Raw genomic sequence first — 18,580 nt, 5'->3', positions numbered from 1 at the left:
CATGTCATTGTCAGCCGATTATCCCATCCATGACGTGGCCATCGTCGGTCTCGGGCCGGTCGGTGCCATCTTCGCCAATCTGCTCGCGAAATCCGGCTTGAGGGTCGCCATCGTCGAGCGCGTTGCCGACATCTACGACAAGCCGCGCGCGATCACGCTCGACCACGAGGCGCTGCGCGTGCTGCAGGCGATCGGGCTCGGCGATTTCATGGAGCAGGCGATCGCCCCGCATAACGGCTCGCACTATCTCGGCGTCGACGGCGAGATCATCAAGATCTTCGATCCGATGCCGCCGCCGTTTCCGCTCGGCTGGATTCCGAACGTGACCTTCGTGCAGCCGGACGTCGAGCAGGCGCTGCGCGACAAGCTCGCCGACTATCCGCATGCCGACATTTTCCTTGCGGCCACGGGCGTGGCGCTGCAGCAGGACGATGGCGCGGTGATGCTGACGGCGCGCGCCGCGAGTCCGGTGAGGAGTTCTTGATCCGCGCGCGCTATCTGGTCGGCTGCGACGGCGCCAACAGCTTCGTCCGCAAGCAGCTCGGTATCGGCCTCGACGACCTCGCCTTCGATGAATGGTGGATGGTGGTCGACACGCTGACCAGCGATCCCGCCAGGCGGCCGGCCAGGAGTTTTCAGTATTGCTGGCCGTCGCGTCCCGGCACCTTCGTGCCGGGCCCGCGCAATTTGCGGCGCTGGGAGATCAAGTTGCTGCCCGGCGAGGACCCCGAGGCGGCCGGCACGCCCGACAACGTCGTGAAGCTGCTCAAGCGTTTCACCGATATCTCGGACCTCACGATCTGGCGCTCGGCGGTCTATCGTTTTCACGCGCTGCTCGGCCGGCGCTGGCGCGACCGCCGCGTGCTGCTGATGGGCGATGCCGTGCACCAGACGCCACCGTTCCTCGGGCAAGGGCTGTGCGCGGGTATCCGCGATGCGGTGAACCTGGCCTGGAAGTTGCGGCTGGTTCTTCGTGGCGACGCCGGCGATGCGCTGCTCGACAGTTACGAGATCGAGCGCAAGCCGCATGTCCGCGCCGTCGTCGCCAGCGCCAAGGAATTCGGCAAGATCATCGGCGAGCTCGATCCGGTGGCCGCCGTCGAACGCGACATGCGGCTGCGCGCCGACCTGAAGGCCGGCAAGGCCGAAACCATCAGGCAAAAATTCATCCCCGATCTCGTCTCCGGCCTGATCGCGCGCGATGCCGCGCTTGCCGGGCGGCTGTTCGTGCAGCCGCATGTGCGCGCGCCGGATGGGCGGACCTGCCGGCTCGACGATCTGCTGCAACCGGAATTCGCGATCGTGACGACCGCGGCGGCTCCGATGGCGTGGCTGTCGGACGCGTTCGCTGCCGCCTGGCAGCGTCTGTCGGGTGAGCGCGTCGTCATCGCCACATCAGACGAAACTGCCGATCGAGGCGGTATCCTGACCGTGATCGAACGCGACGGTTTGTTCGCGGACTGGATGCGGCAGCATGACTCCGCGGCGGTCATCGTGCGGCCGGACCGCTACGTCTTCGGCGCCGCGCGCAATGCCGGCGAGCTCAGTATGCTTGTCGAGCAACTGCTCCAGAACCTCAGCGCAGGGCGCTAGTCTTTTCAAGCCGCCGCTTTGTCTGTACCACCGGAAGAAAGAAATTCCGGGGGAAACCAGTGAACAACAACAACGATGCGGCAGAGTATGATTACGTCATCGTCGGCGCCGGCTCGGCCGGTTGCGTACTCGCCAACCGGCTGAGCGCTGACGGCAAGCACTCGGTGCTGCTGCTCGAGGCCGGACCGAAGGACAGCAACATCTGGATCCATGTCCCGCTCGGCTACGGCAAGTTGTTCAAGGAAAAATCCGTCAACTGGATGTACCAGACCGAGCCCGAGCCGGGCCTGAACGGGCGGCAGGTGTTCCAGCCGCGCGGCAAGGTGCTCGGCGGCTCCAGCTCGATCAACGGCCTGCTCTATGTGCGCGGCCAGCACGAGGACTATGACCGCTGGCGACAGCGCGGCAATGCCGGCTGGGGCTATGACGACGTCCTGCCCTATTTCAGGAAGGCGGAGGATCAGCAGCGCGGCTCCAACACCTATCACGGCGCCGGCGGCCCGCTGCCGGTGTCGGATTGGCGGCATCATGATCCGCTGTCGGAAGCCTTCGTGCATGCCGCAACCGAAGTCGGCATTCCTACCAATCCGGATTTCAACGGCGCGACCCAGGAGGGCGCGGGCTTCTTCCAGACCACGACGCGGCGCGGCCGGCGCGCCTCGACGGCGCGGTCCTATCTGCGGCCGGCGCTGACGCGCGGCAATCTTCATGTCGAGACCTCGGCGCTGGCGCAGCGCATCCTGTTCGACGGCAAGCGCGCGAGCGGCGTCGCCTACAAGCAAGACGGTCAGTTGCGCAAGGCCAAGGCGCGCAAGGAGGTGCTGGTATCGAGCGGTGCGTACAACTCGCCGCAATTGTTGCAGCTCTCCGGCGTCGGCCCGGCCGATCTGTTGAAGCAGCACGGCATCGACATCGTGCTCGATGCGCCCGGCGTCGGCAACGATCTGCAGGATCACATGCAGGTCCGCATCGTCACGCGCTGCGCGCAGACCGTCACGCTGAATGACGTCATCAATCATCCCGTGCGCCGCGTCATGGCGGGCCTCCGCTACGCCGCGCTGCGCAAGGGACCGTTGACGATCGCCGCCGGCACCTCCGGCGCGTTCTTCAAGACCAGCCCGCGGCTGGCCTCGCCCGACATCCAGATCCACTTCCTGCCGTTCTCGACCGACAAGATGGGCGAGCAGCTGCATCCGTTCTCGGGCTTCACGGCCTCGGTCTGCCAGCTGCGTCCGGAGAGCCGCGGTTCGCTGAAGATCAGGAGCGCGGACCCGGGCGTGCTGCCGGAAATCCGCATCAACTATCTGGCGACCGAGACCGATCGCCGCGCCTTCATCGACGGCATCCGTATCCTGCGCAAGATCCTGGCCGCGCCGGCGCTGAAATCCTATTCAGTGGGCGAGGTCGATCCCGGCGCCACGGTGGTCAGCGACGACGACCTGCTCGATTTCTGCCGGCGCACCGGCAGTACGGTCTATCATCCGACCTCGACCTGCCGGATGGGCAACGATCCGCTCGCGGTGGTCGACCAGCGGCTCAAGGTGCGCGGCATCGAAGGTCTGCGCGTGGTCGATGCGTCCGTCATGCCGGACCTGATGTCGGGCAATACCAATGCGCCGACGATCATGATCGCGGAAAAGGCGTCCGACATGATTTTGGAGGACGCGCGGTAGGAGTCCTCAGTTCCGTCATCCCCGCGCAAAGGCTTCGCCTTTGTCGCTGGAGGAGCGCGCTCTCGCGCGCGTCTCGAAGGATGCACGGCCCCGATATTTTCGACGCGTCGCCCTCCTTACTCGTGGCCAGACCTGGGCCGTCGACCCTCCGAGACGACCGCTGCGCGGTCTCCTCAGGGTGACGGTGAGGGAAGCTCCGTAGCCCGGATGAAGCGAAGCGTAATCCGGGGCTAGTCTAGCGACGGAGGAGAGAGTCCCGGATTGCGCTGCGCTCCATCCGGGCTACAAGGTCTCAGCCCTTATACGCGCGCACCCGCGCGACCATCTGCTCGACATGGGCTATCGGCGTCTCGGGGAGAATGCCGTGGCCGAGATTGAAGATCATCCGTCCCTTGCCGAAGTTCTCCAGCACATCGTCCACCGCGCGGTCGAGCGCGGCGCCGCCGGCGATCAGGGCCAGCGGATCGAGATTGCCCTGCACCGCGACCCGGCTCTGCACGCGCTCGCGGATCATCGACGGCTCGGTGGCCCAATCGATCGAGACCGCATCGACGCCGGTTTGCTCGACATAGGCCGGCAGCATGCCTGCCGCGCCGCGCGGGAAGCCGATGATCCTGGCATCGGAGACCTGCTTGCGCACCCCGGCCACGATGCGCCGGGTCGGCTCGATCGCCCAGCGGGCGAACTCGCGCGGCGGCAGCACGCCGGCCCAGGTGTCGAAGATCTGCAGGCAGTCGGCGCCGGCCTTCAACTGGCCGACGAGATAGTGGATCGAGTTCTCGACCAGCACGTCGATGATCTTGGCGAACGCATCCGGATGGCGGTAGGCAAGCATCCGCGCGGGTGCCTGGTCCGGCGTGCCCTGTCCGGCCACCATGTAGGTCGCAACCGTCCACGGTGCGCCGCAGAAGCCGATCAGTGCGATCTCGGGGGCGAGTTCGCGACGGACGCGGCGCAGTGCTTCAAAAACCGGCTCGAGCGTGTCGAAGTTGGCATCGGTTGCCAACGTCGCGATTTCGCCGGGCGTTGCCAGCGGATCGAGCCGCGGTCCTTCGCCGGCCTCGAAGCGCACCGAGCGGCCGAGCGCGTAGGGGATTACCAGGATGTCGGAGAAGATGATCGCGGCGTCGAAGTTGAACCGGCGGATCGGCTGCAGCGTGACCTCGGCGGCGAATTCGGGCGTGAAGCAGAGATCGAGGAAGCCGCCGGCCTTGGCGCGCAGCTCGCGATATTCCGGCAGATAGCGGCCGGCCTGCCGCATCATCCAGAGCGGCGGCACGGCCTGGCGGTGGCCCGATAGCACGTCGATGAGCGGCTTCTTGGTGGGATCCTGGGGCACGCGGATAGTTCCTGATCACGGTCAAATTTGCGCCCCTGATACACGCTGCAGCGCAATGGGCCAAGGCGGTTCTGGAACCCCCCTTTGCGCGGCCGCGTTGTCGCCCGAATGGAGGGACGACATGGCCGACAAATTCGATCCTGCCCCGCACGACAAGCATGCCGAGAAGCCGCACGAGGCGCAGGCTGCCGACCGCAAGGCCCGCACCCGGCTGAAGGAGGGGCTCGAGGATACCTTCCCGGCCTCCGATCCGGTCAGCGCCACGCAGCCCGCGCCGTCAAAGCACGACGGCAATCGGGACAATTAGCTGGTGTATGCCAGCGGCTGCTAACCACGATGCCAAGAGAGTTCCACATGCGGCGAACTATTCGCCGCGGAGCGATGGCCCGGAGCACCGGGCCCGTCCGCATACCGTGATCGCCGGGATAGTCTAGACGGGGCCGCTTGCGGGGCGCTGCATCCGGTCAGATTCGAAGGTCACGCCGAGCCGGCGCTCCAGGCGCCAGGCCACAATGCAGTGCCGCCGGATCGGTTCGCTCTCGATCTCGAGGTCGAACGCGAGCGGGATTGCGACGTCGCTTTCCACGGCGAGCCCCGCGCCGCCGGTCGAGAGGTTGAGCACAAGACATCCGACACTGCTGTTGCGGAAGAAGATCGTCCCGCGCTTCAGCAGGATCGTTCGTTGGCTGTCGGTCTTGTATCTTATCGTTGTGCTCACGGCAGTCTCCTCCCCCGATGTGATGCCCGTCGCGATCGGTCCCCTCAAGCGCGATGGTCGCGCTTTCGCTTCTTGTTCGAGCACGATCTCCGCGCAAACGCTTTGCGTTTGTCGCGAGGGAAAACCGCTTCGTACTCTTCCGGATCATGCTCTAGTTCACCAGCACGGCGCCATCGCAGCGGATGCCCAGCACCCAAACGTCGACCTGGCCGAGCCCGATGCCGAGCGTCGCGAGCAGCGACGCCAGCACCTGATCGACTGAACTCGTCACGCCGTTCAGGATGCTCATGACGAGCGCCCCCAATCCCGGGATCGGCAGCCCGAGCGGGCCGAGATTGATGGTCAGCGAGAGGTCGCCGAGCAGACTTCCTGTCAGCGATGAAAGGAAGTTGGTCGTCGTCACCGTCTTCTTGGTGCCCGACTGGATGTCGCTGTAGCTGAAATTGACATTGGTCGGCGTGGTGTTGCCCATGCCGGCATGGGCGAGGCCGGTGACGGTGGCGAGACCAAGGTTGACCAGTGTCGCCGGCGGCGGATTGGGCTTGGTCGTGAAGTTGGTCATGTCGGCGACCGTGACGTTGCCGATCCATGCATCCACGATCCCAGGCGTCACGCCGATCGTGACCTGCGAGGTGTTGATGTTGGGGTGGCCGCAGGACACCGCGTTGAGCGTCGCGGTGCCCGAGGCGACCTCGACATAGACCGGGAGATTGATCGCAGACACGGTGCCGGAGCCGAGCACATTGATGGTCGCCAGGATCCTGGTCTGCGCGGTGTGGACGCTCACACCCTGGGTGCCGATCGCGATCCAGCTCGAGCCGACCGGGCGCTCGCCGATCGTTGCGATCACGGAGACGTTGGCGATGCCGGGCAGGCCGAGATTGATCGAGGTCGCGATCTGATGGTTGCCGTTGGCGATCTGCGCCACCGTGGAAATCAGGTCGAACACCGAAACGCTGGCGCCGACCTTGGGTTTCTGCCCCACCGTGAGATTGGCGAAGGGACCGAGGTCGACCAGCGTGCCGGGCGAAATCTTGGTGGTGGAGCCGGTGACGGCCTGGGAGATCGTCGACAGCGCGGTGGTCGCCGCGTTGGCGCCGTTGGTGATCTGCTGGGTGGTCAGCGCCGACGCGACGATGTCGCCGACCTTGATGTTGCTGCTCAGCAGGTCGCTATAGGTGACGCCGGTCAGGTTGACCCGGGTCGCCAGTGCCGACAGGAAGTCCAGTGCGTCGATCTTCGCGCTGATCAGCGCATTGTAGTCCATCACCGAGAGCGACAGCGTGGTGCCGAGCATCGAGCCGAGCAGCGCATTGAGCGCGCCGCCGTTGACCGAGAGCAGCCTCGACCCGATCGTGAACGAGGCCATTTCGGTCGATGTCGCGGTGGCGGTCGTCTTGATGGTGAAGCTGCTCGCGCCGGTGAGGTACCGCGCGAAGTAGAGCGGGGTCTGGGTGTTCAGCGTGACCCGCGCGGCGTTGGGAGTGCCGACCGCCGGGGTCACGAAACGGGCCTGCGGCGCGATGGCGCTGTTTGCGGTGTAGGTTCCTGTCTCGACCTTGACCAGCGCACTGGCCGGGTACTTGTTCTGCGTCACCGTCGCGGTGGCGGCGTTGACCGGATTGTTCAGGTTGGCGGCGGCGACGATCGCGGCGAGATCGGCGGTGCTCTGCGTCTTGCGCCGGTCGGCGAAGATCGTGCCGAGATCGATGGCAAGACCGGCGCACCCGATCAGGAGCGTCATCAGGCCGGCGCTGATCATCGCGAAGTTTCCTCGTTCGTCGGCGCCAAAGCGCCGCATCAGCATGAGGACGCCTCTCATCCTAGAATCCCCCGTACTGAATCGCCGCGGAGCGGACGATGGTGCTCGCCGGGGCGGGGACGAAGGGCAGCTTGTAGATGAAGTTGCCGGCTGCGTTGTAGTTGACCGTCACGACGTAGACGTTGGCATTCGATGGAGACGGCGCGGCATTGACCGTGAGATTGCCGGGAACGAGCAATGGATAGGTCGACGCGTTGGCGGTGACGTAGCTCGTCGCGAGGCTGTTGCGTTCGGTGTCGGTCATTCCCGCGATGGATGACCGCGCCGCTTCGGCGGCGAGTTGCTGAACGCCATGCACCATGGCGAGATACGAGCCGAAGACGATGATGCCGAAGATGAAGGCAAGAAACAGCGGCAGCATCAGCGCGAATTCGACAGCGGACGCACCGTTTCGGCAGCGAAAAAACCTGGTCATTGCAACACACCTCGAAACGCCAACTACGACGTCACGTTGCGAGGCTTTGATTAAGGAAAACTATGAAAACGCTTCCGCGAATCAGCGGCCGCAATTCAGACTTATCGGGTCAGTGAAACGTTATGGGGCGATCAGAATATTTGATGCGATATCCGCAAAAACCCGGGGTGTGGTGCGGTTGAGCTGCTGCAGCGTGTGGAGATGTAGTTGTGGGATACCGTGATCTGCGGAACAATGCACGTAACAATACATATGGCCTGCAATATCAGTGCCTTGGCGGTAATTGTGGCTAAACGAAAGTGCAACCAAATGTTAGTATAGCCTGATCACATACTGTGGAGATTGGAATTGCGTCCCGTGCTGAGACTGGAGGGCTCGCGATGCATAGACCGCGTCAGCATTTGAATATTCCTACTGAAATCGTTCGCACCGTCGTTGCGATCGCGGAGACAGGCAGCCTGTCGAAAGCCGGGGAGCGTCTCGGCCTCAGCCAGCCGGCGATCAGTTCGCAGGTCAAGCGCCTGCAAAGCCTGATTGGTGGCGCACTCTTCGTCAGAACCGCAAACGGCACCACGACCACCGAGCTCGGCAAGGTCGCCGTGCAGCAGGCGAGGCGCATCCTCGAAGCCAACGATCAACTGCTTCGGCTCGGCGGCAATCATGAAGGACCCCAGCCGTTGCGGCTGGGAATCAGCACGATGCTCGCGGAGGAATTCCTGAAGCTGCATCCCTCCGATGCACTCGCCGACGTTCTGCTGCACGCCGACATGTCACCGGCCGTCATCAGGGGATTGATCGACGGCTACATCGACATCGCGTTCGTCTACAGCAACCCTTCGCAGGAGAACGAAGACGAGGTGACGATCGCCGCCGAAGCCGAGGAGCGGTCGGTGTGGGTGCGATCGCGCGATTTTGTGCTGCGGCCGGGCGCCCCGATCCCGATCCTGGCCTGGCCCGGTGACGACTGGATGATCCGGACGCTCACCAAGCACAACATCACGTACAAGATCGTGTTCAGGAGCCCGAACCACCAGCTGCGACTGGAAGCCGCCCGGGCCGGGTACGGCCTGACGGCGTGCCCCGAGCGGATGATCCCGTCCTCGCTGATCTCGGCGAAGGATTATTATCTTCCGGAGCTTCCGTTGCAGAAGCGCCTGCTGTGCGTTCGCCCTGGTCTCGAAGGCAGCCGCGCCACGGCGATGGTGCAGCGGTTGTCCAGCCTGTTCTTCAGCGGCGCGAAGCCGATGCGTCAGGTGAGCAACATGTAGCCGGTGCTGCCGCGGTCCGGCGGCACCGATCAATAGTGCGGTGGGCGTTCGTTGGCGGGGCCGGGCGCCTGGCGTTCGGCCTCCTGAAGCCGGTCGCGCAACTCGGCGATCTGGCGCGTCAGCGCGTCGATCTGCTTCCATTGTGCCGTGATGGTCTGGTTCAGCGTCTCGATGGCCTCGTCCTGATAGGTCAGGCGAACCTCCAGCGCATCGATCCGCTCGCTCAGCTTGGCCGTGTCATTCATGGACGGCAGCCTCGCAGGGGGCAGCCTCGCGCTCCGCGTCGCTCGAACGCGCACCCGCACGCTCGCGCAGGCCGTGGCCGAGCGCAACACGCTCGTCGAACACAAAACAGTCGCCGCGCCAGCGGCTGTCCTGCTGCGGGGTTTCCTCGAGATATTTCAGGATGCCGCCCTTGAGGTGATAGACCTCGGCAAAACCTTGCGCGAGCAGATAGGCGCTGGCCTTCTCGCAGCGGATGCCGCCGGTGCAGAACATCGCAATCCTGCGGTGCTTCGCCGGATCGAGGTTTCTCGCCGCAAATTCCTTGAATTGTCCAAAGCTCGCGATCCTGGGATCCACCGCGCCTTCGAACGTGCCCATCGCGACCTCGAACGCGTTGCGGGTATCGAGCACCACGATGTCAGGCGCGGCGATCAGCTCGTTCCAGTCGGCGGCATCGACATAGGTGCCGACCTGCCGCGTCGGATCGACCGTGGTGTCGCCGAGCGTGACGATCTCCTTCTTCAGCCGCACCTTGAGCCGCTGGAACGGCATTTGCGCGGCTTCGGAGAACTTCAGCTCGAGATTGTCGAGGCGGCCGCCGAACAGCGTTCCGTACCTGAGCTCCGCAACGAAGTCATCGATGCCTTGGTCGGTGCCGGCAATGGTGCCGTTGATGCCCTCATGGGCGAGCAGCACGCTGCCCTTGAGATCGAGCCCGGCGCAGAACGCGCGCAGCGGCTCGCGCAGCGCGCGGAAGTCCGGCAGCGCGGCGAACTGGTAGAAGGCGGCGACCTTGAAGGGCATCGCCGGGATTTATCAGGCCGGCCAAGCCGGCGAAACCCGCAAAGCCATGCATTGTCGGGATATTTCCCCTGGCATGCCAGGCATTGCTCAGCCGGGGATGAGTGTGCCATGTACTTTGTACTCCCTTGGCATCATCCGCCGCAGCCGCATCAGACCATCACGATCAAGCGAGCACTCCGTTATGAGGAATTTCCATTTCGCCGGCCGTTCCACGGTCCACGCCCAGAACGCGATGGTGGCGACGTCGCATCCGGAAGCGGCGCTCGCGGCCATCGAGGTGATGCGCGAGGGCGGCACGGCCGCCGACGCGGCGGTTGCAGCCTGTGCGCTGCTCGGCGTCATCGAGCCGCAATCGACCGGCATCGGCGGCGACTGCTTCGCGCTGATCCAGCCGAGGGGGGAAGGCAAGATCACCGCCTATAACGGCAGCGGCCGGGCGCCGATGGCGGCGACCGCCGACTGGTATCTCGAGCGCAAGATCCATTCGGTGCCGCTGACCTCGGCACATGCGGTCAGCATTCCCGGCGCGGTCGATGCCTGGGACGTGATCCTGAAGGACCACGGCAAGTTCGGCTTCGACCGGCTGCTGCAGCCCGCGATCAAGGCCGCCGAAGAGGGCTACGTGGTCGCGCCGCGCATCGCCTTCGACTGGAAGAACGGCTTCGAGAAGCTGAAGAACGGCACCAACACCGAGCGCTATCTGTTGCCGCACGGCAGGCCCGCGGTTGCCGGCGACGTGATCCGCCAGCCCGAGCTCGGCAAGACGCTGCGCGCGATCGCGCAAAAGGGCCGCGACGCCTTCTATAGCGGCGAGATCGCCGCCGACATGGTCGACACGCTGCGCGGCATCGGCGGCCTGCACACGCTCGAGGACTTCGCCGCGCACTCGACCGAGGCGACCTCGCCGATCGGCACGATGTACAAGGGCTACGACGTCTGGCAGTGCCCGCCGAACGGCCCCGGCATCACCATGCTGGTCATGCTCAACATCCTGTCGCGCTTCGACCTGACCAAGTTCAAGCCGCTCAGCATCGAGCGCTTCCATCTCGAGGCCGAGGCGGCACGCATCGCCTACATGATGCGCGAGCAGCATATCGGCGATCCCCAGCACGTGCATGTCGACGTTGCCGGCATCCTCGCCAGGGAATTCGCCGAAGAGCACATCAAGAACATCCGGATGGACCGGCTGCTCGAACTGCCGAACGTCGCGCCGCCGATGAATCCGTCGACGGTCTACATCACGGTGGTCGACAAGGATCGCAACGTCTGCTCGTTCATCAATTCGATCGCGCATTCGTTCGGCTCGGCGATCGTCTCCAACAAGACCGGCGTCCTGCTGCAGAACCGCGCCGGCGGCTTCCGCATCCAGCCCGGACATCCGAATTGCATCGCACCGGGCAAGCGTCCGCTGCACACCATCATCCCGGCGCTGGTCACCAGGAACGGCCGTGCGCTGATGCCGTACGGCGTGATGGGCGGGCAGTACCAGCCGGTCGGCCAGACCCGTGTGCTGACCAACATGCTCGACTATGGCTGCGACATTCAGGAAGCCATCGATATGCCGCGCGGCCTGCACTACGAAGGCGTCTACCAGCTCGAGGACTCTGTGCCGGCGGAGATCGTCGAAGGCCTGAAGAAGATCGGTCACAAGACCACCAGCGTGGTCGCGCCGCTCGGCGGCGGCCAGGGCATCTGGATCGATTGGGACAAGGGGACGCTGACCGGTGGCTCCGACCCGCGCAAGGACGGCTGCGCGCTCGGCTACTGATTGTCGCGGCCGATCAGGGGCCGCCGGAAACAAGGTGTTGTCGCGGGGATGGTGCTAGTCCTGCCCCGCGGAAGCCCGTCACCGGCATCACCTACTCATATCTGGCGGCGCAACTGATCGGTGATCTCATCGCGGGCGCGTCGTCGCCATTGATCGGCGATTTTGCGCTGGACCGCGACGGCGGCATGGCCGGTCACTGAAAAATGGCTAGGGATTCGACCCGCACTGGGCTAGAGACGGCCGTCCTTCACGAGAGGTGCAAGATGCGATCTTCCCGACGCACGATCATCAAGACTGCATTTGCCGGCCTTGCGGCGGCAGTCTCCACGTCCGTTGTCAGCGGGACAGCAACGGCCCAAACTGCAGGAAAGCCCATGACCACAGCTTCAGGCCTCCAGATCATCGACAGCAAGGTCGGCACCGGCGCCTCGCCGAAGACCGGCCAGACCTGCGTCATGCACTATACCGGCTGGCTCTACGAGAACGGCCAGAAGGGCAAGAAATTCGACTCCTCCGTCGATCGCAACGAGCCGTTCGAGTTTCCGATCGGCCAGGGTCACGTGATCAAGGGCTGGGACGAGGGCGTCGCCACCATGAAGGTCGGCGGCAAGCGCACCCTGATCATCCCGCCGAACCTCGGCTACGGCGCGCGCGGCGCCGGCGGCGTGATCCCTCCGAACGCCACGCTGATGTTCGACGTCGAACTGCTTGGCGTCAAATAAGCCGATGGGCGTCAAGTAACCGGCTCACAACAACAAGGGCGCAGCGATGAAGATCTCGATCCTCGACGATTATTTCGACACGCTGCGCACCCTCGATTGCTACCGCAAGCTCGACGGGTATGACGTCAAGATCTGGAACGATCACGTCCAGGACGTCGATGCACTCGCCGAACGGCTGCGCGATACCGACGCGCTGGTCCTGATCCGCGAGCGAACCCAGATCCGCACGCCGCTGCTCGAACGTCTGCCGAAGCTGAAGCTGATCAGCCAGCGCAGCGTCTATCCGCATATCGACATCGACACCTGCACGCGGCTCGGCATCATCGTGTCGTCGAGCCAGCATGCCGATACGCCGTCCTACGCCACCGCCGAGTTCACCTGGGGCATGATCCTCGCGGCGATGCGCGCGATCCCGCAACAGATGGCGGCGCTGAAGGCGGGCAAGTGGCAGATCGGCGTCGGTCATACGCTGCGCGGCAAGACGCTCGGCATCTATGGCTACGGCCGCATCGGCGCCGTGGTCGCGGGCTATGGCAAGGCGTTCGGCATGAACGTGCTGGTCTGGGCGCGCGAGCCGGCGATGGCGAAGGCGCGCGCCGACGGCTATGAGACATCAGTCAGCAAGGCGGATTTCTTTGCCCGCTGCGACGTGCTGTCGCTGCATATGCGCTTGGTCGACGCGACGCGCGGCATCGTCAAGGCGGAAGACCTCGCGCGGATGAAGCAGACCGCGCTGATCGTCAACAACAGCCGCGCGCCGCTGATCGAGCCGGGCGCGCTGGTCAATGCGCTGCGTGCCGGCCGGCCCGGGATGGCCGCGATCGACGTCTACGAGAAGGAGCCGCTGCGCGACACGGCGGACCCGCTACTCAACATGGACAATGTGGTCTGTACGCCGCATCTCGGCTACGTCTCGCGCGACGAGTACGAAATCCAGTTCACCGACATTTTCGACCAGATATTGGCGTACGCGGCGGGTACGCCGACCAATGTCGTGAACCCGGATGTGCTGGCACATCCGCGCCCGCGCGGCTGAGCAGCGTCGTTCATGCTCGATCGGCCGGCTCGATGGGGCGGCCGTGTCATCTCTCGTTCAGCGAGGCCAGTGAGCCGCTGAGGTCACCCTGCCGACGATCCTCTTGATGCCGCCGAGTGCCTTCTGTCCCTTGCCCTTGGCTTCCAGGATCGCGCCTCTGCCCTGCATCGCCGGAGAGCCGGTGACCTTGCCAAGACGCCGCTTGAACCTGCCGATCGCCTCGTTGGCCGTGCCCTTGATCCTATCGGTCGTGCTACCCATGAAATTACTCCTTCGAATACGCTGAGATAACGCGCCGGAACATGGCGATGTTCCGATTCGGCGAGGTTCCGATTTTCCGCTCGCCTGCGCGGCTGCTTTTCGCTAGCGTTCCACGCACGAAATCAGGCCAACGAAAGCAAGAATGATGAGCGGTTCCCACGATCACACCCATTCCCACGACCATCACCATCACGACGACGAGCGCTGGAAGCACGACGGCGTCCGCGTGATTCCCGGCAACCAGCTCGATCCGAATGTGCCGTCGACCGCCGGCATGGACCGCAAGGCCGCGATCAATTTTGCCCGGGTCGGGGCGCAGAAATTGTGGGCAGGCACCGTCAGCATCAAGCCGGATGCCAAGACCGGCGCGCATCATCACGGCCATCTCGAAAGCATCATCTATGTCGTCAAGGGCAAGGCGCGGATGCGCTGGGGCGAGAAGCTGCAGTTCACCGCCGAGGCCGGCCCCGGCGACTTCATCTTCGTGCCGCCCTACGTGCCGCATCAGGAGATCAACGCCAGCCGCGACGAGGTGCTGGAATGCGTGCTGGTGCGCTCCGACGGCGAGGCGGTCGCGATCAATCTCGACATCGAGCCGATCGAGAAGCCGGAGACCGTGCTGTGGGTCGACCCGGTGCACCGCCATCCCGACGAGAAGAAATAGCCGCGACATTTGCGTCGAGATTCCGGGTTCACGCTTCGCGTGCCCCGGAATGACAGTCCAGGGGAGGAGGCCAGCATGACGCTCGTGCGTTACGAGAGCGCCGACCACGTCGCGACCATCACGATGGACCGCGTCTCCTCGCACAACGCGCTCAACAATGCGCTGTGCGACGAGCTGCAAAATGCCTGGCGGCGCTTTCGCGACAGCGATGACCGCGTCGCGGTGCTGGCCTCGGCCGAGGAGAAGTACTTCTGTGTCGGCGCTGACGTCCGGGATTTCCCCGCCAATATGTGGCAGGCGGTGCCCGGGCTCGGTGTCGAGCTCGACAAGCCGGTGATCGCGGCGACGTCGGGCTGGGTGGTGGGCGGCGGCTTCGTTCTGGTGCAGATGGCCGACATCTGCGTCGCCTCGGAGACGACGCGGTTCGTCTATCCGGAAGCCAAGATCGGCACCACCGGCGGCGGCGTCTCCTCGGTGCTGGCGCGCATGCCGCACAAGATCGCGATGGAGTTCCTGCTCGTCGGCGAGGAGCTGTCGGCCGAGCGGGCCTACCAGATCGGCTTCGTCAACCGCATCACGCCACCGGGGCAGCACCTTGCGGCGGCGCAGGAGCTGGCGGCCAAGATCGCGGGCAACGCGCCGCTGGTGGTGCAGGCGCTCAAGAAGCTCGCGCGTGACGCGATGCCGAAGGGGCCGCTGGAGACGGTCGCGGAGGTGCGCCGGCAGCTCGACGCCATCAAGGACAGCGACGACCTCAAGGAAGGCGCCAGGGCGTTCAGCGAGAAGCGCAAGCCGAGATTTACGGGGCGATGACCTTTTCCGTCATTGCGAGGGGCTCGCGACAAAATTGCAAGCAATTTTGCGCTGCGACGAAGCAATCCATCTGTCCCCGAGCGGAGATATGGATTGCTTCGCTGCGCTCGCAATGACGGGGCCTAACCCCTAGGCAAACACCCGGTGATCGATCACACCGTTCGGCACCACATAGCCGTAACGCGTGTTCGACGGCTCTACGCCAGCCTTCTCATACTGCGCCTTCATCATCGCAAAGCGATCGCCCTTGAGGTCGAGCATCGCGCGCTTCGGCTGGATGTTGTAGAGCCGGGCGTTGTTGTCGCCGAAGATCGCCGTCTTCACCGGCCCGTCGGCGGGGCCGAGCGGTGCGTAACCGAACTTCTTCTGCATCATCTCGGGGATCTCCAGCCGCCGCAGGCCCTCGATCTGCCATTGCGGCGCGCCGGTCCACAGCGCATCGGTACCCCAGCAGACGTGGTCGGCGCCGAGCCCCTTGATCAAGGTCCCCATCAGCGCGGCGCAGACATTGGGTTCGGCGACCAGCGTGGTCGCGAACAATTGCCCGACATCGCCATAGACATTGTTGACGCCGTACTGCGCCGGGATGTCGGCGAGATCCGAGGTCCAGGCGATGCGGCCGGTGCGCTCGAACTCGGCGAGCGCGACCTTCGGATCGCCGCCGACATGGCGATAGGCCGAGTGGTAGATGATGAAGTTGAGCTGCGGCCAGTCCTTGGCGGCCTTTCCGACATCGGCAACGTCGGCGAAGCCGCGCAGATTCGGATACTGCTTCTCTATCCCGGGCGGAAACAGTCCCTTGTGGACGCAGACGTTCCTGATGCCCGCCTTCACCATCTTCTCATAACCCTTGTAGGCGACCTTCTCGTCGTCAAGCCGCCAGGGGTAGCGACTGATCTCCTTGTGGGTGTTGTCGCCGATCGTGTAGCCCTTGCAGGATTCCGGCTTCAGCGCCAATGCGGCGTCGAGCTTGTCGAGCCAGCCGGGCTGCCCGGGCGTGAAGATGGCGTGGCAGAACACGCGCCGCGAGCCGGCCTCGTCGTTCATTTTCTTGCGCGCGTCGGCCATCTGCTCGTTGGTCAGGAACCAGTCCTGCTCGATATCCGACGGCGCCGAGGAGATCAGCGCGATCTTGGTGTCGGAATCGAGAAACATCTCCTTCTTGTAGTTGTCGAACTTGAGATCCTCGATGGTCTGCTCGTGATCGTTGAGCTCCTTGTTCCAGCCGGCCTTGCCGACCGCCTTGCGCATTTCCACAAAACCCATGATGCGGGTGTCGTCGCGCAGGAAATGCGTGTGCATGTCCATGATGAACTGGTCTTTCAGGGAGTTGGCGCGCTCCTGCGCCATTGCGGGTGTCGCGGCCTCCGCCGGCGTCACGACGAATAGCTCCCCGTAAACCTGGTTCATCGCGACGAAGGAGGCGGCCATGCCGGCCGCGGTCTGGAAGAATCTCCGGCGATCGAGGCCCTGCTTGCCGCCGAGATCGTCGGCCATCGCGAGCAGCCGCGCCTCGACCTCGCGCTGACGTTCGTTCTGCGGGTCGGGATAGAATTCGTCGCTGGAGACGATCTGGGTCGGGATCGGCGTCTGGTGCTGGCACAGTTCGGAGGGCATCAAGGCGGCAAGTTCATCGTCGGTGAGATTGCTGCTCATTCTTCGCTCCCGCTTCTCGCCGGATTTTTCCGGTCGGATCGCGGAGACTAGGACCAAGTCCGCCCGTCGTCCGCGCCGTTTGCCGGAAACCGCATTCACAAAATCGTGCATCGGATTGGCGGACGCGAGATGCGCCCGTCGCGCAACCGGACATGCGCGCTGCTATGCTCGATCGCACCGGATCGGACGAAGAAATCCGGAAGGGAGCGAACCATGATGTCATCTGACCATTCGCGGCGCAGCATGATCAAAGCCATCGGCATTGCAACGGCCGCCGGCGTGTTCGGCGCAGCGTCGGCACAGGCAGTGCCCGCGGTTCCTGTCGAAGGAGAAATATGGAGCAACGAATACTGGGCGAAGAAGGGTGACATCCCCTTGTGGATGTTCCGCAAGCGGATCGGTGCGCCGAAGCCGGGCGAGCCCGCGCGGCCGGTGGTGTTCTTCGTCCACGGCTCGTCGGTGACATCACGGGTGTTCGACCTCACGGTGCCGGGCAAGGGCGAGTATTCGCTGCTGAACACATTTGCCCGCTACGGCTTCGATTGCTGGACCATGGACCACGAGAACTACGGCAAGTCCGGCCGCACCTCGGGCAATGCGGATATCGCGAGCGGCGTCGAGGATCTGAAGGCCGCGGTCGAGGTGATCGCGCGCGAGACCGGGCAGGGGCGATACCACTTCGTCGGCGAATCCTCCGGCGCGTTGCGGGTCGGCGCTTTCGCAATGGCCGCACCCGAGCGCATCGACCGCCTGGTGTTCGCGGCCTTCACCTACAAGGGCGAGGGCTCGCCGACGCTGGCAAAGCGCGCCGAGCAGCTCGCATATTATCGCAGCCACAACATGCGCAAGCGCGACCGCGACATGATCCGCTCAATCGCAACCCGCGACAGGCCCGGCACGTCGGACCCCGCCGTGGTCGAGCTGCTGGCCGATGTCGAGATGCAGTTCGGCGACCAGATCCCGACCGGCACCTATCTGGACATGACCGCCAATTTGCCGGTGGTGCATCCGGAGAAGGTGCTGGCGCCGGTGCTGCTGGTCCGCGGCGAATATGACGGCATCGCCGCGGTTCCGGACCTCGAGGAGTTCTTCAACAAGCTGCCGAACGGCGATCGGCAGTTCATCATCCTGCCCGGCACCGCCCATTCGGTGGCGCTTGCCACCAATCGGGAGCTGTTCTGGCATGTGACGCGGGCATTCCTGACCATGCCGACACCGATTGTGACCTGACGTCACCCTGCGGCAGGACGCCGCAAGAAAAATCGGCGCGGTGATGTCGGGACGCGGCGAGGCGGTTCGTCCTCGGGGCACAACCCCGCGAAAAGGAGCGCCTTTCATGGCCAAGCCGACAATGATCTTCGTCAACCTGCCGGTCAGCAATCTCGCCCACGCGACCGCCTTCTATGAGGCGATCGGCGCGACCAAGAACGCGCAATTTTCCGACCACACCGCCTCCTGCATGGTGATCTCCGACACGATTCACGTCATGCTGCTGACGCACGACAAGTTCCGCGAATTCACCCCGAAGAAAATTGCCGACACCAAGTCCACGAGCGAAGTGCTGATCTGCCTGTCCGCCGACAGCCGCGACGCGGTCGACGGCTACGTCGCCAAGGCGAAGGGCGCGGGCGGCAGCGCCGATCCGTCGCCGCAGCAGGATTACGGCTTCATGTACGGCCGCAGCTTCGAGGATCCCGATGGTCACATCTGGGAAGTGATGTGGATGGACGTCGAGGCGGCGATGAAGGCGCAGTCCGCCGCGGCGACCGCCTGATCGCATCCCGTCATCACGAGGAGCTCAGC

20 protein-coding genes are annotated in these 18,580 nt (G+C 64.5%); 12 read left to right on the top strand and 8 right to left on the bottom strand.

Going from position 1 to position 18,580, the window contains the following annotated elements; genetic code table 11:
• The first annotated feature begins 1 nt into the window (after position 1).
• The 3 genes from ACVIHF_RS27735 to ACVIHF_RS27725 are packed head-to-tail and all read left to right on the top strand — an operon-like array spanning position 2 to position 3,266.
• On the top strand, positions 2 to 484 hold the full coding sequence (locus ACVIHF_RS27735) for an FAD-dependent monooxygenase (protein WP_456792886.1): 483 nt from the start codon (positions 2 to 4) through the stop codon (positions 482 to 484).
• On the top strand, positions 481 to 1,593 hold the full coding sequence (locus ACVIHF_RS27730) for an FAD-dependent monooxygenase (protein WP_456792885.1): 1,113 nt from the start codon (positions 481 to 483) through the stop codon (positions 1,591 to 1,593). Before ACVIHF_RS27735 ends, ACVIHF_RS27730 begins: the two co-directional genes overlap by 4 nt.
• Positions 1,594 to 1,652: 59 nt before the next feature.
• Complete coding sequence (locus ACVIHF_RS27725; RefSeq protein ID WP_456792884.1) at positions 1,653 to 3,266, top strand: GMC family oxidoreductase; 1,614 nt, start codon at positions 1,653 to 1,655, stop codon at positions 3,264 to 3,266.
• Positions 3,267 to 3,558: 292 nt separating this feature from the next.
• Here ACVIHF_RS27725 and hemE read toward each other — a convergent pair whose 3' ends face one another.
• On the bottom strand, positions 3,559 to 4,605 hold the full coding sequence (gene hemE / locus ACVIHF_RS27720) for a uroporphyrinogen decarboxylase (RefSeq protein ID WP_253607090.1): 1,047 nt from the start codon (positions 4,603 to 4,605) through the stop codon (positions 3,559 to 3,561).
• 121 nt (positions 4,606 to 4,726) lie between these two features.
• Here hemE and ACVIHF_RS27715 point away from each other — a divergent pair, with 121 nt between their 5' ends.
• Positions 4,727 to 4,912, top strand: coding sequence for a hypothetical protein (locus ACVIHF_RS27715; RefSeq protein WP_028333252.1), 186 nt, complete (start codon positions 4,727 to 4,729; stop codon positions 4,910 to 4,912).
• Between the two features lie 123 nt (positions 4,913 to 5,035).
• Here the strand turns inward: ACVIHF_RS27715 and ACVIHF_RS27710 are convergent, their stop codons facing one another.
• The 3 genes from ACVIHF_RS27710 to ACVIHF_RS27700 all read right to left on the bottom strand — a co-directional run bounded on the left by ACVIHF_RS27710 (position 5,036) and on the right by ACVIHF_RS27700 (position 7,560).
• The gene (locus ACVIHF_RS27710; RefSeq protein ID WP_229189556.1) at positions 5,036 to 5,323 is read right to left on the bottom strand and encodes a PilZ domain-containing protein; all 288 of its coding nucleotides are present in this window, start codon (positions 5,321 to 5,323) and stop codon (positions 5,036 to 5,038) included.
• A gap of 151 nt (positions 5,324 to 5,474) precedes the next feature.
• Entirely contained in the window at positions 5,475 to 7,145 is a 1,671-nt protein-coding gene (locus ACVIHF_RS27705; RefSeq protein WP_310882478.1) for a pilus assembly protein TadG-related protein, read from the bottom strand.
• Between the two features lies 1 nt (position 7,146).
• Entirely contained in the window at positions 7,147 to 7,560 is a 414-nt protein-coding gene (locus tag ACVIHF_RS27700) for a TadE/TadG family type IV pilus assembly protein (RefSeq protein ID WP_092085917.1), read from the bottom strand.
• 380 nt (positions 7,561 to 7,940) lie between these two features.
• On the opposite strand from ACVIHF_RS27700, the gene ACVIHF_RS27695 reads away from it, so the two are divergent.
• On the top strand, positions 7,941 to 8,828 hold the full coding sequence (locus ACVIHF_RS27695) for a LysR family transcriptional regulator (protein ID WP_225647711.1): 888 nt from the start codon (positions 7,941 to 7,943) through the stop codon (positions 8,826 to 8,828).
• 29 nt (positions 8,829 to 8,857) lie between these two features.
• Here ACVIHF_RS27695 and ACVIHF_RS27690 read toward each other — a convergent pair whose 3' ends face one another.
• Both ACVIHF_RS27690 and trhO read right to left on the bottom strand, forming a co-directional pair.
• The gene (locus ACVIHF_RS27690; RefSeq protein WP_028333247.1) at positions 8,858 to 9,073 is read right to left on the bottom strand and encodes a SlyX family protein; all 216 of its coding nucleotides are present in this window, start codon (positions 9,071 to 9,073) and stop codon (positions 8,858 to 8,860) included.
• The gene (trhO, locus tag ACVIHF_RS27685) at positions 9,066 to 9,857 is read right to left on the bottom strand and encodes an oxygen-dependent tRNA uridine(34) hydroxylase TrhO (protein WP_253607094.1); all 792 of its coding nucleotides are present in this window, start codon (positions 9,855 to 9,857) and stop codon (positions 9,066 to 9,068) included. Before trhO ends, ACVIHF_RS27690 begins: the two co-directional genes overlap by 8 nt.
• Positions 9,858 to 10,038: 181 nt before the next feature.
• Here trhO and ggt point away from each other — a divergent pair, with 181 nt between their 5' ends.
• From ggt to ACVIHF_RS27670, 3 genes are all read left to right on the top strand, one after another.
• Complete coding sequence (gene ggt / locus ACVIHF_RS27680) at positions 10,039 to 11,625, top strand: gamma-glutamyltransferase (RefSeq protein WP_076826098.1); 1,587 nt, start codon at positions 10,039 to 10,041, stop codon at positions 11,623 to 11,625.
• Between the two features lie 263 nt (positions 11,626 to 11,888).
• Positions 11,889 to 12,347, top strand: coding sequence for an FKBP-type peptidyl-prolyl cis-trans isomerase (locus ACVIHF_RS27675; RefSeq protein ID WP_028333243.1), 459 nt, complete (start codon positions 11,889 to 11,891; stop codon positions 12,345 to 12,347).
• Between the two features lie 46 nt (positions 12,348 to 12,393).
• A complete protein-coding gene (locus ACVIHF_RS27670) occupies positions 12,394 to 13,383 on the top strand; it encodes a D-2-hydroxyacid dehydrogenase family protein (RefSeq protein ID WP_253607095.1) in 990 nt (329 codons plus the stop codon).
• A gap of 57 nt (positions 13,384 to 13,440) precedes the next feature.
• On the opposite strand, the gene ACVIHF_RS27665 is transcribed toward ACVIHF_RS27670, so the two are convergent.
• Positions 13,441 to 13,644, bottom strand: coding sequence for a CsbD family protein (locus ACVIHF_RS27665; RefSeq protein ID WP_225158610.1), 204 nt, complete (start codon positions 13,642 to 13,644; stop codon positions 13,441 to 13,443).
• A gap of 145 nt (positions 13,645 to 13,789) precedes the next feature.
• On the opposite strand from ACVIHF_RS27665, the gene ACVIHF_RS27660 reads away from it, so the two are divergent.
• Both ACVIHF_RS27660 and ACVIHF_RS27655 read left to right on the top strand, forming a co-directional pair.
• The gene (locus tag ACVIHF_RS27660; protein ID WP_028338582.1) at positions 13,790 to 14,308 is read left to right on the top strand and encodes a cupin domain-containing protein; all 519 of its coding nucleotides are present in this window, start codon (positions 13,790 to 13,792) and stop codon (positions 14,306 to 14,308) included.
• Between the two features lie 75 nt (positions 14,309 to 14,383).
• A complete protein-coding gene (locus tag ACVIHF_RS27655) occupies positions 14,384 to 15,121 on the top strand; it encodes an enoyl-CoA hydratase/isomerase family protein (protein WP_229189549.1) in 738 nt (245 codons plus the stop codon).
• Positions 15,122 to 15,250: 129 nt separating this feature from the next.
• On the opposite strand, the gene ACVIHF_RS27650 is transcribed toward ACVIHF_RS27655, so the two are convergent.
• Positions 15,251 to 16,777, bottom strand: a complete 1,527-nt coding sequence (locus ACVIHF_RS27650; RefSeq protein ID WP_253607096.1) for an amidohydrolase family protein — start codon at positions 16,775 to 16,777, stop codon at positions 15,251 to 15,253.
• Between the two features lie 213 nt (positions 16,778 to 16,990).
• On the opposite strand from ACVIHF_RS27650, the gene ACVIHF_RS27645 reads away from it, so the two are divergent.
• Both ACVIHF_RS27645 and ACVIHF_RS27640 read left to right on the top strand, forming a co-directional pair.
• Positions 16,991 to 18,007, top strand: coding sequence for an alpha/beta hydrolase (locus tag ACVIHF_RS27645; protein WP_456792883.1), 1,017 nt, complete (start codon positions 16,991 to 16,993; stop codon positions 18,005 to 18,007).
• Positions 18,008 to 18,113: 106 nt separating this feature from the next.
• Positions 18,114 to 18,551 carry a VOC family protein gene (locus ACVIHF_RS27640; protein WP_253607098.1) on the top strand — a complete coding sequence of 146 codons (438 nt, stop codon included), beginning with the start codon at positions 18,114 to 18,116 and terminating at the stop codon, positions 18,549 to 18,551.
• The last annotated feature ends 29 nt before the right edge of the window (positions 18,552 to 18,580 follow it).

This window comes from Bradyrhizobium sp. USDA 4506 (assembly GCF_054058795.1).
Note: the sequence above shows the minus strand (reverse complement) of the source record. Positions and strands in the feature narration are given on the sequence as shown.